General features: G+C 64.3%; 15 protein-coding genes. 5 read left to right on the top strand and 10 right to left on the bottom strand.

Annotated elements, in window-relative coordinates:
* Positions 1–64 precede the first annotated feature (64 nt).
* Both GDH07_RS00715 and GDH07_RS00710 read right to left on the bottom strand, forming a co-directional pair.
* Positions 65–1,213 (bottom strand): FAD-dependent oxidoreductase, encoded by a 1,149-nt coding sequence (locus GDH07_RS00715; protein WP_022641879.1) that lies wholly within the window; start codon positions 1,211–1,213, stop codon positions 65–67.
* Positions 1,214–1,253: 40 nt separating this feature from the next.
* Entirely contained in the window at positions 1,254–1,421 is a 168-nt protein-coding gene (locus tag GDH07_RS00710) for a rubredoxin (protein WP_022641880.1), read from the bottom strand.
* Between the two features lie 218 nt (positions 1,422–1,639).
* On the opposite strand from GDH07_RS00710, the gene GDH07_RS00705 reads away from it, so the two are divergent.
* Both GDH07_RS00705 and ubiA read left to right on the top strand, forming a co-directional pair.
* Positions 1,640–2,203 carry a chorismate--pyruvate lyase family protein gene (locus tag GDH07_RS00705; RefSeq protein ID WP_343038057.1) on the top strand — a complete coding sequence of 188 codons (564 nt, stop codon included), beginning with the start codon at positions 1,640–1,642 and terminating at the stop codon, positions 2,201–2,203.
* Positions 2,203–3,093, top strand: coding sequence for a 4-hydroxybenzoate octaprenyltransferase (gene ubiA / locus GDH07_RS00700; protein WP_053133571.1), 891 nt, complete (start codon positions 2,203–2,205; stop codon positions 3,091–3,093). Before GDH07_RS00705 ends, ubiA begins: the two co-directional genes overlap by 1 nt.
* Before the next feature lie 178 nt (positions 3,094–3,271).
* On the opposite strand, the gene GDH07_RS00695 is transcribed toward ubiA, so the two are convergent.
* Positions 3,272–3,652 carry a COG4315 family predicted lipoprotein gene (locus tag GDH07_RS00695; protein ID WP_085594157.1) on the bottom strand — a complete coding sequence of 127 codons (381 nt, stop codon included), beginning with the start codon at positions 3,650–3,652 and terminating at the stop codon, positions 3,272–3,274.
* A gap of 151 nt (positions 3,653–3,803) precedes the next feature.
* Between GDH07_RS00695 and phoB the strand changes: the two genes are divergently transcribed.
* The 3 genes from phoB (at position 3,804) to GDH07_RS00680 (ending at position 7,387) form a co-directional block, all read left to right on the top strand.
* Positions 3,804–4,493: a phosphate regulon transcriptional regulator PhoB gene (phoB, locus tag GDH07_RS00690; RefSeq protein ID WP_022641884.1), complete on the top strand. Its 690-nt coding sequence runs from the start codon at positions 3,804–3,806 to the stop codon at positions 4,491–4,493.
* A gap of 143 nt (positions 4,494–4,636) precedes the next feature.
* Entirely contained in the window at positions 4,637–5,929 is a 1,293-nt protein-coding gene (phoR, locus tag GDH07_RS00685; protein ID WP_152897280.1) for a phosphate regulon sensor histidine kinase PhoR, read from the top strand.
* 117 nt (positions 5,930–6,046) lie between these two features.
* Complete coding sequence (locus GDH07_RS00680) at positions 6,047–7,387, top strand: hemolysin family protein (RefSeq protein WP_022641886.1); 1,341 nt, start codon at positions 6,047–6,049, stop codon at positions 7,385–7,387.
* Positions 7,388–7,437: 50 nt separating this feature from the next.
* Here the strand turns inward: GDH07_RS00680 and GDH07_RS00675 are convergent, their stop codons facing one another.
* The 7 genes from GDH07_RS00675 to pstA form a co-directional block, all read right to left on the bottom strand.
* On the bottom strand, positions 7,438–8,334 hold the full coding sequence (locus GDH07_RS00675; protein ID WP_152896483.1) for a peptidoglycan DD-metalloendopeptidase family protein: 897 nt from the start codon (positions 8,332–8,334) through the stop codon (positions 7,438–7,440).
* A gap of 60 nt (positions 8,335–8,394) precedes the next feature.
* Positions 8,395–8,709 (bottom strand): helix-turn-helix domain-containing protein, encoded by a 315-nt coding sequence (locus GDH07_RS00670; protein ID WP_022641888.1) that lies wholly within the window; start codon positions 8,707–8,709, stop codon positions 8,395–8,397.
* Positions 8,702–9,037: a type II toxin-antitoxin system RelE/ParE family toxin gene (locus GDH07_RS00665; RefSeq protein ID WP_152896482.1), complete on the bottom strand. Its 336-nt coding sequence runs from the start codon at positions 9,035–9,037 to the stop codon at positions 8,702–8,704. The genes GDH07_RS00670 and GDH07_RS00665 overlap by 8 nt, the downstream gene beginning before the upstream one ends.
* Before the next feature lie 374 nt (positions 9,038–9,411).
* Entirely contained in the window at positions 9,412–10,350 is a 939-nt protein-coding gene (locus tag GDH07_RS00660; protein ID WP_152896481.1) for a response regulator, read from the bottom strand.
* A gap of 166 nt (positions 10,351–10,516) precedes the next feature.
* Positions 10,517–11,278, bottom strand: coding sequence for a phosphate signaling complex protein PhoU (phoU, locus tag GDH07_RS00655; RefSeq protein WP_022641892.1), 762 nt, complete (start codon positions 11,276–11,278; stop codon positions 10,517–10,519).
* Positions 11,279–11,396: 118 nt separating this feature from the next.
* On the bottom strand, positions 11,397–12,230 hold the full coding sequence (gene pstB, locus GDH07_RS00650) for a phosphate ABC transporter ATP-binding protein PstB (RefSeq protein WP_016964959.1): 834 nt from the start codon (positions 12,228–12,230) through the stop codon (positions 11,397–11,399).
* A gap of 94 nt (positions 12,231–12,324) precedes the next feature.
* Positions 12,325–13,995, bottom strand: a complete 1,671-nt coding sequence (gene pstA / locus GDH07_RS00645) for a phosphate ABC transporter permease PstA (protein ID WP_022641893.1) — start codon at positions 13,993–13,995, stop codon at positions 12,325–12,327.
* Position 13,996: the final 1 nt, after the last annotated feature.

The raw sequence follows: 13,996 nt of genomic DNA, 5'->3' as shown, positions 1-13,996 counted from the left end.
CGCCAGTCTCCCGGCGAGCTTTGTGAAGGCAAAAACCCGGTTATTCCGACAGAACGACCGGTATTCAGGCCAGCAGCGCCGGAAGCTCCTTGTTCAGGGCCAGTTTTTCCATCACCGCGGCCCCGGTCAGGGCATAGCCCAGCAACTGGCCGCTGGCGTCGCGGCACAGGGCCCGAACGTCGGCGCCCTGCCCTTCGGCGGTCCAGACGCCTTCCATGCCCCGTGGTGGCGGCGACACCACCAGCGGGCAGACCGGGGTCTTGACGGTGATCGGCATCGGGCCATAGCTGACCGCAGTCGGGTTGCCGGCCAGGGTCTGCGCCAGGGCCCGGGCGCAGCTCATCAGCGGCAGCACATACAGCAGGTTCAGGCCATCGACCTCGGCGCAGTCGCCCAGGGCGTAGATATTGGAGTGGGACGTCTTGAGCTCGCGGTCCACCACGACGCCGCGATTGACCATCAGCCCGGCAGCGGCGGCCAGGTCGATGCGCGGACGCAGGCCGATGGCCGAGACCACCAGGTCGCAGATGATCACCTGGCCATCGGACAGATGGGCCTCCAGGCCGTCGGCATTGCGTTGCAGGCGGTTGAGCACCGGGCCCAGGTGGAAGCGCGCGCCCAGGCTTTCCAGGCCGGCCTGGACCGCCGCCGCTGCCGCCGCAGGCAACAGGGTCGGCATGATCTGCTCGCAAGGCGCCACCAGGTCCACCTCGTAGCCACCGAGGATCAGGTCGTTGGCGAACTCGCAGCCGATCAGGCCGGCTCCCAGCAGCAGCACCCGGCGCTTGCCGGCTGCGGCGGCCCGAAAGCGCGCATAGTCTTCCAGGTCGTTGATCGGGAAGATCAGCTCGCCGGCATCGCCCTGCACCGGCACCCGCACGGTCTCGGCGCCCCAGGCCAGGACCAGGTCGCGATAGACCACCGCTTCCTCGCCGATCCACAGGCGCTTGTGGCCCGGGTCGATGCCGCTGATCCGGGTATGGGTGCGCACCTCGGCCTTGAGCTGCTCGGCCATGGCGCCGGGCTCGGCCATGCTCAGGCCATCGGCGTCCTTGTTCTTGCCGAAGCCGGTGGAGAGCATCGGCTTGGAGTAGGAACGACCGTCATCGGCGGTGATCAGCAGCAGCGGCGTGTCGCCGTCGAGCTTGCGAAATTCCCGGGCCAGGTTGTACCCCGCCAGGCCCGTCCCTACGATCACTACCGGTGCGCTCATTCCCTGCTCCTTGTTATTGGTCATTGTCTGCAAAAGTCGATCAAGCGATCTCGATCATTTCGAAGTCGGTCTTGCTCACGCCACAATCCGGGCAGAGCCAGTCTTCAGGCACGTCCTCCCAACGGGTGCCCGGTGCGATACCGTCGTCCGGCCAACCTTCCGCTTCGTTGTAGATCAAGCCACAGACCACACACTGCCACTTCTTCATCGATGCATATCCTCGAGCATTCAGGCTTTGCCGGCGGGGCGGTCGATGGGTCGACTCTGGAAGGTCCCCACGCTGATCAGCTTCCGGCACTGGGGTTTTTTACTGGTCGCTACCGGCAGATGCAAGCACGTTCGTGCCGCCTGGCGTCCCCGGTCAATCAAAACCACCGGTGGCCGTGCTAAGCTCGCCGCCTCATTTGCTGCCAATAACGAACCACCGTGCCGCACTCAATGCCCCCCGCGCCGGCCCCGACCTGGCTGGTGCAAAGCCGTCTGTCCCCTGTTCCCGGCGCACTGGTCGCCAACTGGCTGTTCGACGAAGGATCGCTGACCCGACGCCTGACTCGCCTGTCCAACAATGGCTTCAGCGTCACGCCGCTGGTGGAACAATGGCAAACCCTGCGCAGCGACGAGTGCGCGGCCCTGGGCCTGCCCGAGTACAGCCAGGGCTGGGTCCGCGAGGTGTACTTGCGCGGGCATGGCGAGGCCTGGGTATTCGCCCGCAGCGTGGCCGCCCGCAGTGCCCTCGAAGACGGCGGGCTGAACATCGACGAACTGGGCAGCCGGTCCCTGGGCGAGTTGCTGTTCTGCGACGAAGCCTTCACCCGCCAGCCCATCGAAGTCTGCCGCTATCCCCAGCCGTGGCTGCCCACCCAGGTCGCTGCCAGCGACCTGTGGGGCCGGCGCTCGCGCTTCGATCGCGGGCCTCTTAGCCTGTTGGTGGCCGAGGTCTTCCTGCCCGGGCTGTGGCACGCCATAGAGACCCAATCGGAGGCTTGCTGATGTACCTGCGCCTGCTCCAGTCCCTGAACCGCCTGCACCCGCGGACCTGGGATTTCCTGCAACTGACCCGCATGGACAAGCCCATCGGCATCTACCTGCTGCTGTGGCCGACCCTGAGCGCCCTGTGGATCGCGGCCAAGGGCGCGCCATCCCTGGGCCATGTGCTGATCTTCGGCCTCGGCGTGGTCCTGACCCGGGCCGGCGGTTGCGCGATCAACGACTTCGCCGACCGCAAGGTCGACGGCCAGGTCAAGCGCACCGACCAGCGTCCGCTGGCCACCGGCAAGGTCAGCGCCAAGGAGGCCCTGGTGTTGTTCGCGGTGCTCATGGGTACGGCCTTCCTGCTGGTGCTGTGCACCAACGCCACCACCGTCTGGTTGTCGTTCGGCGCCCTGGCCTTGGCCGCCTGCTACCCCTTCATGAAGCGCTACACCTATTACCCGCAGGTGGTGCTGGGGGCGGCTTACTCCTGGGGCATCCTGATGACGTTCACCGCCCAGGACGGCCAACTGCCGGCGACGGCGTGGTTGCTGTACATCGCCAACCTGCTGTGGACGGTGGGCTACGACACCTACTACGCCATGACCGACCGCGACGACGACCTCAAGATCGGCGTGAAATCCACGGCGATCCTGTTCGCCGAGGCCGACCGGGTGATCATCCTTACCCTGCAGGGCCTGTCCCTGGCCTGCCTGCTGCTGGCGGGCGCGCGGTTCGACCTGGGGGGCTGGTTCCACCTGGGCCTGGTAGTGGCGGCGGCATGCTTCGCCTGGGAATTCTGGTACACCCGGGATCGCGACCGGATGAAATGCTTCAAGGCCTTCCTGCACAACCACTGGGCGGGCATGGCGATCTTCATCGGCGTGGTCCTGGACTACGCCCTGCGCTAGGGCCGTATAGCCGCTGCCGAAGGCTCGGGCCGCGATCAGACTTGGGCCTGAAGGGACACAGCGCACTTGAGAGGCCGCCAGGGGTTCGACCGGACCGCCAGGCAAGGCCCCACGGGCCTTTTGCGCAGCTTCGCGGGCCCAGCAGCGGCTACAGGACCTGTAGCCGCCACAGGTGGGGTTACTGCTTGGCGACCTTCCAGGCGCCGTCCATCTTGCCTTCGCCGGTCATGTCGCCGGCCTTCTTGTCCATCACGAAGCCATACAGCGGCTTGCCGTCATAGGCCCACTGCATCTTGCCGTCGTCGCGCTTGATCACCGTCCACTTGCCTTCGGCCTTGTCGCCGGCCTCGGCCATCAGCGGCGGCCAGTTGGCGGCGCACTTGTCGTTGCACATGGACTTGCCATCGGCATCCTTGGCGAAGGTGTAGAGAGTCATGCCCTTGTGATCCACCAGCATGCCGTCCTTGCTCATCGCCGGCTCGGCGGCCAGGGCCAGGGTCGGCAGGGCCAGGGCGGCGCCCACCAGCAGGACTTTCAGGGATTGCTTGAACAGAGTCATGGAAACCTTCTTTTGTGGTTGTCAGGAATCGGACCCCAAGCTTAGTCGAGGAAGCTGCGCCACGCCCCGCGACCTGAAATACTGTCACACGACTGCAATAATTCCGTTATCTAATGCGGCGCAAGACAGTTGAATGACAAGAGGTTCAAGCATGGTTGGCAGAAGCATTCTGATCGTTGACGACGAAGCGCCCATTCGCGAGATGATCGCCGTTGCGTTGGAAATGGCCGGCTATGACTGCATGGAGGCAGAGAACTCCCAGCAGGCGCATGCCATCATCGTCGACCGCAAGCCGGACCTGATCCTGCTGGACTGGATGCTCCCTGGAACCTCGGGCATCGAGCTGGCGCGCCGCCTCAAGCGTGACGAGCTGACCGGCGACATCCCGATCATCATGCTCACCGCCAAGGGCGAAGAGGACAACAAGATCCAGGGCCTGGAGGTCGGCGCCGACGACTACATCACCAAGCCGTTCTCCCCCCGCGAGCTGGTGGCCCGGCTCAAGGCCGTGCTGCGCCGCGCCGGCCCGTCCGACGGCGAGGCTCCCATCGAAGTCGGCGGCTTGCTGCTGGACCCCATCAGCCACCGGGTGACCATCGACGGCAAGCCGGCGGAAATGGGCCCCACCGAATACCGCCTGCTGCAGTTCTTCATGACCCACCAGGAGCGCGCCTATACCCGTGGCCAGCTGCTGGACCAGGTCTGGGGCGGCAATGTGTACGTCGAGGAGCGCACCGTGGACGTGCATATCCGCCGGCTGCGCAAGGCACTGGGGGATGCCTACGAAAATCTGGTACAAACCGTGCGCGGCACCGGGTATCGGTTTTCAACCAAAGGTTGAAAGCGGTTGCAAGCTGCCAGCTACAAGCGGCAAGTAGGAAGCCGTCTGCTTTGACTTGCAGCTTGCAGCTTGCAGCTTGAAACTTTTCACCGTCCGAAGGACCGATTGTGAATCAAAACTGGCATGGCACCCTGATTCGCCACATGTTGCTGTTGCTTACCGGCTGCCTGCTGGTGGGGCTGGTCAGCGGCTACTACGGCTGGAGCCTGGCCGCCGGCCTGGGGATCTACCTGGCCTGGACCCTCAAGCAGCTGTTGCGCCTGCACGAATGGCTGCGCCTGCACCAGCCCGACGAAGCGCCACCCGATGGCTACGGCCTGTGGGGCGAGGTGTTCGACAGCATCTACCACCTGCAACGCCGCGACCAGCGGGTCCGTGGGCGCCTGCAAGCGGTGATCGACCGCGTCCAGGAGTCCACCGCGGCGCTCAAGGATGCGGTGATCATGCTCGACAGCGACGGCAACCTGGAATGGTGGAACCGCGCCGCCGAAACCCTGCTGGGCCTCAAGACGCCCCAGGACAGCGGCCAGCCGGTGACCAACCTGGTGCGTCATCCACGCTTCAAGGAATACTTCGAGCAGGACAACTACGCCGAGCCGCTGGAGATCCCCTCCCCGGCCAACGACCGCGTGCGCATCCAGCTGTACATCACCCGCTACGGCAACAACGAGCACCTGATGCTGGTGCGCGACGTCACCCGCATCCACCAGCTGGAGCAGATGCGCAAGGACTTCATCGCCAACGTGTCCCACGAGCTGCGCACGCCGCTGACGGTGATCTGCGGCTACCTGGAGACCCTGCTGGACAACGTCGACGAGGTGAACCCGCGTTGGAGCCGCGCCCTGCAGCAGATGCAGCAGCAAGGCGGGCGCATGCAGACCCTGCTCAACGACCTGCTGCTGCTGGCCAAGCTGGAGGCCACCGACTACCCCTCGGACAACCATCCGGTGCCCATCGACACGCTGCTGCAATCGATCAAGAGCGATGCCCAGGCGTTGTCCGGCGAACGCAACCAGCACATCACCCTGGAAGCCGATGCCTCGGTACTGCTCAAGGGCAGCGAGGCCGAACTGCGCAGCGCTTTCTCCAACCTGGTGTTCAACGCGGTGAAGTACACCCCGGCCGAAGGCAATATCCGCATCCGCTGGTGGGGCGACGAACAGGGTGCGCACCTGAGCGTGCAGGATTCCGGGATCGGCATCGACAGCAAGCACCTGCCGCGCCTGACCGAACGCTTCTACCGAGTCGACTCCAGCCGCAACTCCAATACCGGTGGCACCGGCCTGGGCCTGGCCATCGTCAAGCATGTGCTGCTGCGCCACCGCGCCCGCCTGGAGATCAGCAGCGTGCTGGGCCATGGCAGCACCTTCACCTGCCATTTCGCCCCGGCCCAGATGAAGAAAATCCGCATCGCCAGCCTGACCGACCAGCGCTGACAGCGGCCTGCCCCCTAGGCAACCGCCCTGTCAGCCGCTACATTGCGTAGCTTGTGCCTGCCCTCCAGGCACCGTGTCACCCTCTTTTCGAATACATGGAATCCGCAAAACCCCATCATGGACCCTTCCCCTGGTTTTACCCTCGCGTCTCTGTTCGCCGACTTCGGCATGATTGTCTTCGCTCTGCTTCTGGTCCTGCTCAACGGCTTCTTCGTGGCCGCCGAGTTCGCCATGGTCAAGCTGCGCTCGACCCGGGTCGAGGCCATCGCCCACAAGAACGGCTGGCGCGGGCAGATCCTGCGCACCGTACACAGCCAGCTGGACGCCTACCTGTCGGCCTGCCAGCTGGGCATCACCCTGGCCTCCCTGGGCCTGGGCTGGGTCGGCGAGCCGGCCTTCGCCCACCTGCTGGAACCGCTGCTGGGCGCCGTGGGCGTCAACTCTGCGGAAGTAATCCGCGGCGTATCGTTCTTCACCGCGTTCTTCATCATTTCCTACCTGCACATCGTGGTCGGCGAGCTGGCGCCCAAGTCCTGGGCGATCCGCAAGCCAGAGCTGCTGTCGCTATGGACGGCGGTACCGCTGTACCTGTTCTACTGGCTGATGTACCCGGCCATCTACCTGCTCAACGCCAGCGCCAACACCATTCTGCGCATCGCCGGCCAGGGCGAGCCCGGCCCGCACCACGAGCACCACTACAGCCGTGAAGAGCTCAAGCTGATCCTGCACTCCAGCCGTGGCCAGGACCCCAGCGACCAAGGCATGCGGGTACTGGCCTCGGCGGTGGAGATGGGCGAGCTGGAAGTGGTGGACTGGGCCAACTCCCGGGAAGACTTGATCAGCGTCGAGTCCACGGCGCCGCTCAAGGAAGTCCTGGCGCTGTTCCGCCGCCACAAGTTCAGCCGCTACCCGGTCTACGACAGCGAGCGCAACGAGTTCGTCGGCCTGCTGCACATCAAGGACCTGCTGCTGGAGCTGGCGGCGCTGGACCATATCCCGGCGTCGTTCAACCTGGCCGAGCTGACCCGCCCGCTGGAGCGAGTATCCCGGCACATGCCGTTGTCCCAGCTGCTGGAGCAGTTCCGCAAGGGCGGCTCGCACTTCGCCCTGGTGGAGGAAGCCGACGGCAAGGTGATCGGCTACCTGACCATGGAAGACGTGCTGGAAGTGCTGGTGGGCGACATCCAGGACGAACACCGCAAGACCGAGCGCGGCATCCTCGCCTACCAGCCGGGCAAGCTGCTGGTACGCGGCGACACCCCGCTGTTCAAAGTCGAGCGCCTGCTGGGCATCGACCTGGACCATATCGAGGCCGAAACCCTCGCGGGCCTGGTGTACGAGACCCTGAAACGGGTGCCTGAAGAGGAAGAAGTGCTGGAAGTCGAAGGCCTGCGCATCATCATCAAGAAGATGAAGGGACCGAAGATCATCCTGGCCAAGGTCCTGATGCTCGACTGATCGAGCCCGCACCGGTCGGCTCCTGTGCGAGCCGGCCGGCCACTCACGCCCTATTTATTGCCCAGGGCGAAGTTCGGTAAATCCCCCAGGGGCTGGTCGAACTGATAGGGAATCGACACCAGCCCCAACCCGGTATTGCGCTGCACCACGAAGTGCAGGTGCGGCCCGCTGCTGTTGCCGGTATTGCCCGACAGCCCCAGCGGGCTGCCCACCGCCACCCGCTGGCCCTCGCGCACGCTCACCGAACCTTGCTTGAGATGCAGGTACACGCCCATGGTGCCGTCGTCGTGCAGCACCCGGACGAAGTTGCCGGCCGGGTTGTCGCCCCGACCGCTCTGGGCGTTCTCGGTCTTGACCACCATCCCACCTCGGGCCGCGATGATCGGCGTACCCACCGGCATGGCGATGTCCATCGCATAACGGCTCTTGGGGCTGGAATGGCTGTACTGGCCGTTGGCGCCCTGGGTCAGGCGAAACGGCCCGCCCCGCCAGGGCAAGGGGTAGCGGTAGGCCTGCACGGCTCCTCCCGGGTCGCCCAGGGAGTAACGAAACCTTGGGACATAGCTCAAGGGCTGGCCGGCCCGGGTCGCCGTCAAGAGCGCCAGACGCTGCCTGCTGCGGGCTGGCAGCACCCGGCGGATCGGCTGCGCCGGCGCGCCGCTGACGTTGCTCAGGCTGGCGAACCCCAGCTCCACCTCCACCGGCCCATGCAGGTCGTTGCGCACGTACAGCGCATCCACGCCCCTGTGTTTCTGGATATCCAGCCGCACCTGGCGCTCCAGGTGTTCCTCCATGCGATCGCGGAACACGAACGCCTGCGCTCCCGGCGAAGGCCGGTCGCTGTAGGACACCACGCCGTCGGCGTCGACGGACTTGTAGACCGTCATCGCCGCCAGCGAGCTGGCGACCATGGACAAGCCGCAGAGGAACAGCAGGCGTACGAACATTGAGCAGTTTCTTGGCAGGGGAAAAACCATGCTAGCAGCCTGATATGGAGCTTGTATGAATCAGGCGGGTGCCAGGGGCCCAATGCCGCCCACGTCGAAGCGGATCTCCACCCCCAGTTGCGCGGCCTCGCAGAGGTTGACCAGCGCATCGAGGGAGAACTTGTTGATCCTGCCGCTAAGCACATCGTTGAGCCTGGGCTGGGTGATGTTGAGACGCTTGGCCGCCTCCTTCTGCGACAGCCCCCAGGCCTGCACGGTCTTGCCCAGCTCCAGCATCAGCTTGGCCCGCAGGCGCATGTTGGCGGCCTCCTGGGGGGTGGCTTCAAGGGCATCCCAGACGCTGGCAAAGCGCGGGTTGATCTGTTGGTCAGTCATGGCATGAACCTGCTTGCTGAAATCTGGCACGAGCCAGCTCGATATCCCGCGCTTCGGTCTTGCGGGTAGTCTTGCGCACCGCGTGCAGCACATAGATGGCTGCAGGCCGCCTGACCACATAAAACACCCGAAACGCCCCTGAATCTTCATGAATCCTGATTTCGAAGACACTCGGGCCGATGGTTTTCACCGGCCTGCAATCGTAGGGCTGTTCGCCCTGCTGCAGCAGATCCAGCTGAAACCCGGCAGCCCGACGGGCATCTTCAGGGAATGCCCTGAGATCCCGCAGCGCTCTCCCGACAAACACCACATCCTTGTGCCTGGGCATCGAACTTCTCCTGTCAGTGACCAGGAACAAGGCTAATCAAGACTGCCAGGGCTGGCCGCACGGGGTTGTTTCAACGCATGGCTGCAAAGGGTGAATCAGGTAGAGCGCTTCCGGCAATTTATATCCAAATAGATATAAATCAAGTGCAGGACAGTTAATCAGACGTACGGCGGAAGGTGGCGGGAGGAATGGCCAAGCCCCTGTGCCCTGGGGGTTGCAGCCGAAGGTGCGGATTGTTGGCGGGATTGGGGAATAACGCAGCCGCTGGCCTGGGTGGCTGGCAGAAAATCGGCGTGGAAAAGTGTTTTCAGCAGATTTGCGCTTCGCTGTAGGAGCGGGCTTGGCAGTTCCTACAGCGAAGCGGTCGGCGAGGATCAGCCCGCGCCTGGAACGAAGTGCTTCTGCGCGGTGCCGCGGGCGATCAGGCGCGAGATGTAGTCCAGCTTCTGCGCATCCTGGTCGACGAAACGGAAGGTCAGCTGCAGCCAATCGCTGTCGGGCTTCGGTTCGTGCGCCACTACCGCATGCAGGTAGCCATTGAGCCGGGCCACTTCGGCGTTCTCGCCCTGCTCCAGATCCAATACTGCGCTGTCCAGCACCTGCGGCAGGTTATCGGTGCGCTTCACCACCAACAGCGCTTCCTTGATGCTCAGGGCCTTGATCACGCAAGGCTGGGTGCCGCCAGGCAGGCGCAGTTGGCCCTGGCCACGGCCGCCACTGGCGGCAGCGGCGGCGGCAGGTGCCTTGACCGGTGGGCTGTTGAGCAGACCACGGGATGGCGCCGCAGCCGGGGCTGCAGCGGCTGCCGGAGCGGCTGGCCGGGCAGCCGGGGCGACCACCTCGGCCTTGCCGCCGGTCAGGGCGCTCAGGGAATCGTTGCCAAAGGCGGAGTTCATCTTGGTCGGAGCGCTGTTCATCAGGGTGTCGAGCTTGCCGACCTTGTTCAGCGCCTGCTTGACCTTGGTCAGCAGCTGTTCGTTGGTGAAGGGCTTGCTGACATAGCCGGAAACCCCGGCCTGGATCGCCTGCACCACGTTTTCCTTGTCGCCCCGGCTGGTCACCATGACGAACGGCATGGCCTTGAGCGCTTCCTGGCCACGGCACCAGGTCAGCAGTTCCAGGCCGGACATTTCCGGCATTTCCCAATCGCACAGGACCAGGTCGAAGGCTTCGCGGGCGAGCATCGCCTGGGCCTTCTTCCCGTTGACCGCGTCTTCGATCTTGATGCCGGGGAAGTAGTTGCGCAGGCACTTCTTCACCAGGTCACGAATGAACGACGCGTCGTCCACCACCAACACACTTACCTTACTCATCGACCACCCCTCTAAAAATCCCGGCAAGCATAACGCTGGCTGATGGCACTTTGCCAAAACTCTTCAGTCACGCCGGGACTTTTCGTTCGCGGGTGCTGCTTTTCGAATTCAAGGACCGCAAACAAAAACGCCCGGCCAAAAGGCCGGGCGCTCTTCTCGGGCAATCTTAATTATCGTCAGCTTCACCCGGAACATTAGCCGAATCGCCAGCCGGTCCTTCAACTTCTTCCTTCATGCGCTTGAGGCCCAGGTGGCGCACATCGGTGCCACGCACCAGGTAGATCACCAGCGCGGAGATGTTGCGCGCGTGATCGCCGATCCGCTCCAGCGAGCGCAATACCCAGATGATGCTCAAAACCCGCGAGATAGAGCGCGGGTCTTCCATCATGTAGGTGGCCAGCTCGCGCAGCGCGGTCTTGTACTCGCGGTCGATGATCTTGTCGTACTGGGCTACCGACAGGGCCAGTTCGGCGTCGAACCGGGCGAAGGCGTCCAGCGCGTCACGCACCATGTTGCGCACCTGGTCGCCGATATGCCGCACTTCGACGTAGCCACGCGGGGCCTCGCCCTCCTCGCACAGCTGGATGGCCCGGCGGGCGATCTTGGTGGCTTCGTCGCCGATGCGCTCCAGGTCGATCACCGACTTGGAGATGCTGATGATCAGGCGCAGGTCGGAAGCCGCAGGCTGGCGCCGGGCGAGGATGCGCAGGCACTCCTCGTCGATGTTGCGCTCCATCTGGTTGATCTGCTCGTCGATCTCGCGCACTTGCTGGGCCAGCCCGGAGTCGGCCTCGATCAGTGCGGTGACGGCGTCATTGACTTGTTTCTCCACCAGCCCGCCCATGGCCAGCAGGTGGCTGCGCACCTCTTCCAGCTCGGCATTGAACTGCTGAGAGATGTGATGGGTTAAGCCTTCCTTCGAAATCATGGTTCGCTCCGCGAAAGTTGCAAGCTTCAAGCCGCAAGCTTCAAGCAGTTAAATATTGATCCGGATATCGCCTACCGCTTCTGTCTTGCCGCTTGAAGCTTGCGGCTTGTAGCTGCTCCTAGCCATAGCGTCCGGTGATGTAGTCTTCGGTCTGTTTCTTGGCCGGGTTGGTGAACAGGGTGTCGGTGTCGCCGAATTCCACCAGTTTGCCCATGTACATGAACGCGGTGTAGTCCGAGACCCGCGCCGCCTGCTGCATGTTGTGGGTCACGATGACGATGGTGAACTTGGACTTGAGCTCGTAGATCAGTTCCTCGACCTTCAGGGTCGAGATCGGGTCCAGGGCCGAGCAGGGTTCGTCCAGCAGCAGCACTTCCGGTTCCACGGCGATGGTCCGGGCGATCACCAGGCGCTGCTGCTGACCACCGGACAGGCCCAGGGCCGAGTCGTGCAGGCGGTCCTTGACCTCATCCCACAGGGCCGCGCCCTTGAGCGCCCACTCCACCGCTTCGTCGAGCACGCGCTTCTTGTTGATGCCCTGGATGCGCAGGCCATAGACCACGTTCTCGTAGATGGTCTTGGGGAACGGGTTGGGCTTCTGGAACACCATGCCCACCCGACGACGCAGCTCGGCCACATCCTCGCCCTTGCGGTAGATGTTGTTGCCGTACAGGTTGATGGCGCCTTCCACGCGGCAACCGTCCACCAGGTCGTTCATGCGGTTGAAGGTGCGCAGCAGGGTCGACTTGCCGCAGCCGGACGGGCCGATGAAGGCGGTCACGCGCTGCTTGGGAATGTTCATGCTGACGTCGAACAGCGCTTGCTTCTCGCCGTAGAACAGGCTCAGGCCGGGCACTTCGATCGCCACGGTTTCCTGCTCCAGGCTCAGGCTCTGCTTGTCGCGACCCAGGGCGGACATGTTGATGCCGTGGGTATGGGTTTCGTGTTGCATGGGTCTCACTCCGTTCGTAGCTGCAAGCTTCTAGCTGCAAGCCGCAAGTTTTGAGCAAAAGCGGCTTGTAGCTTGCCGCTTGTGGCTAATGGCTTTAGCTGTCCAGCGCCTTGTACTTCTCGCGCAGGTGGTTACGGATCCATACCGCCGACAGGTTGAGCACGGCGATCACCAGTACCAGCAGCAACGCGGTGGCGTACACCAGCGGCCGCGCGGCCTCGACGTTGGGGCTCTGGAAGCCGACGTCGTAGATATGGAAGCCCAGGTGCATGATCTTCTGATCCAGGTGCAGGTACGGGTAGTTGCCATCCACCGGCAGCGACGGCGCCAGCTTCACCACACCCACCAGCATCAGCGGCGCCACTTCGCCGGCGGCACGGGCCACGGCGAGGATCATGCCGGTCATCATCGCCGGGCTGGCCATGGGCAGGACGATCTTCCACAGGGTCTCGGCCTTGGTCGCGCCCAGGGCCAGGGAGCCTTCGCGCACGGTCCGCGGGATCCGCGCCAGGCCTTCCTCGGTGGCCACGATCACCACCGGTACCGCCAGCAGCGCCAGGGTCAGGGATGCCCAGAGCAGGCCCGGGGTACCGAAGGTCGGCGCCGGCAGTGCCTCAGGGAAGAACAGGCGGTCCAGGGACCCGCCCAGCACGTAGACGAAGAAGCCCAGGCCGAACACGCCGTAGACGATGGCCGGTACGCCCGCCAGGTTGTTCACGGCGATGCGGATTACCCGGGTCAGGGCGTTCTGCTTGGCGTATTCACGCAGGTAGACCGCCGCCAGCACGCCGAACGGCGTGACAATCATGGCCATGATCAGGGTCATCATCACGGTGCCGAAGATGGCCGGGAAGATCCCGCCCTCGGTGTTGGCTTCCCGTGGATCGTCGCTGAGGAATTCCCAGACCTTGCTGAAGTAGAAGCCAACCTTGGTGAAGGTGCCCATGGCGTTCGGCTGGTAGGCATGCACCACCTTGCCCAGGCCGATCTCCACTTCCTTGCCGTTGGCATCGCGGGCGGTCAGGCTGTCGCGGTTGAACTGGGTATGCAGCTCGCTCAGGCGGGCCTCGATGTCCTGGTAGCGGGCGTTGAGTTCGGCGCGCTCGGCATCCATGTCGGCCTGGGCGGCGGCGTCCAGCTTGCCAGCCAGCTCCAGCTTGCGACCGTGCAGGCGGATGCGCTCCAGGCCGGCGTTGATCGCACCGATGTCGGACTTCTCCAGGGTCTTGAGCTGGGTCGCCAGCTTGTTCACCCGGTCGATCCGCGCCTGCAGCTCGGGCCAGGCGGCTTCGCCCTCGGCGACCACCTTGCCGTTTTCCTTGACGTTGACCAGGTAGCCGTAGAAGTTGCCCCACTCACGGCGCTCGATGGCCATCAGTTCCTTGGGGTAGCTCTGGTTGGTCAGCCATTCGCCGACGATCCAGGTGAAGTCGCTGCCGTTCAGGTCGCGGTTGCCCACCTTGAGCAACTCGCGGGTCATGAACTCGGGGCCCTGGTCGGGCACCGGCAAGCCGGCACTCTTCAGGCGGGCCCGGGGCACTTCTTCCTTCTGCACCACTTCACCGACGACCAGGTGATTGGCCTGGCCAGGCACGTCGTAGCTGGCATGCACCAGGTCCGCCGGCCAGAAGTGGCCCAGGCCGCGCACGGCGATCACTGCCAGCAGGCCGATGGTCATGATGACCGCGATGGACACTGCGCCACCGCTGATCCAGACGCCGGGGGCGCCGCTCTTGAACCAGTCTTTGAGGGAGTTCTGTTTCACA

It is taken from the genome of Pseudomonas piscis (genome assembly GCF_009380155.1).
Classification (GTDB): domain Bacteria; phylum Pseudomonadota; class Gammaproteobacteria; order Pseudomonadales; family Pseudomonadaceae; genus Aquipseudomonas; species Aquipseudomonas piscis.
This window is presented reverse-complemented; position numbering and strand designations above follow the sequence as displayed.

Coding starts and splice junctions, on each gene's coding strand:
- GDH07_RS00670 (WP_022641888.1), bottom strand. CDS start 8,709: ATGACTGACCAACAGATCAACCCGCGCTTTGCCAGCGTCTGGGATGCC.
- GDH07_RS00715 (WP_022641879.1), bottom strand. CDS start 1,213: ATGAGCGCACCGGTAGTGATCGTAGGGACGGGCCTGGCGGGGTACAAC.
- pstB (WP_016964959.1), bottom strand. CDS start 12,230: ATGCAACACGAAACCCATACCCACGGCATCAACATGTCCGCCCTGGGT.
- ubiA (WP_053133571.1), top strand. CDS start 2,203: ATGTACCTGCGCCTGCTCCAGTCCCTGAACCGCCTGCACCCGCGGACC.
- phoU (WP_022641892.1), bottom strand. CDS start 11,278: ATGATTTCGAAGGAAGGCTTAACCCATCACATCTCTCAGCAGTTCAAT.
- GDH07_RS00695 (WP_085594157.1), bottom strand. CDS start 3,652: ATGACTCTGTTCAAGCAATCCCTGAAAGTCCTGCTGGTGGGCGCCGCC.
- GDH07_RS00665 (WP_152896482.1), bottom strand. CDS start 9,037: ATGCCCAGGCACAAGGATGTGGTGTTTGTCGGGAGAGCGCTGCGGGAT.
- phoR (WP_152897280.1), top strand. CDS start 4,637: ATGTTGCTGTTGCTTACCGGCTGCCTGCTGGTGGGGCTGGTCAGCGGC.
- GDH07_RS00680 (WP_022641886.1), top strand. CDS start 6,047: ATGGACCCTTCCCCTGGTTTTACCCTCGCGTCTCTGTTCGCCGACTTC.
- GDH07_RS00660 (WP_152896481.1), bottom strand. CDS start 10,350: ATGAGTAAGGTAAGTGTGTTGGTGGTGGACGACGCGTCGTTCATTCGT.
- GDH07_RS00675 (WP_152896483.1), bottom strand. CDS start 8,334: ATGTTCGTACGCCTGCTGTTCCTCTGCGGCTTGTCCATGGTCGCCAGC.
- GDH07_RS00710 (WP_022641880.1), bottom strand. CDS start 1,421: ATGAAGAAGTGGCAGTGTGTGGTCTGTGGCTTGATCTACAACGAAGCG.
- phoB (WP_022641884.1), top strand. CDS start 3,804: ATGGTTGGCAGAAGCATTCTGATCGTTGACGACGAAGCGCCCATTCGC.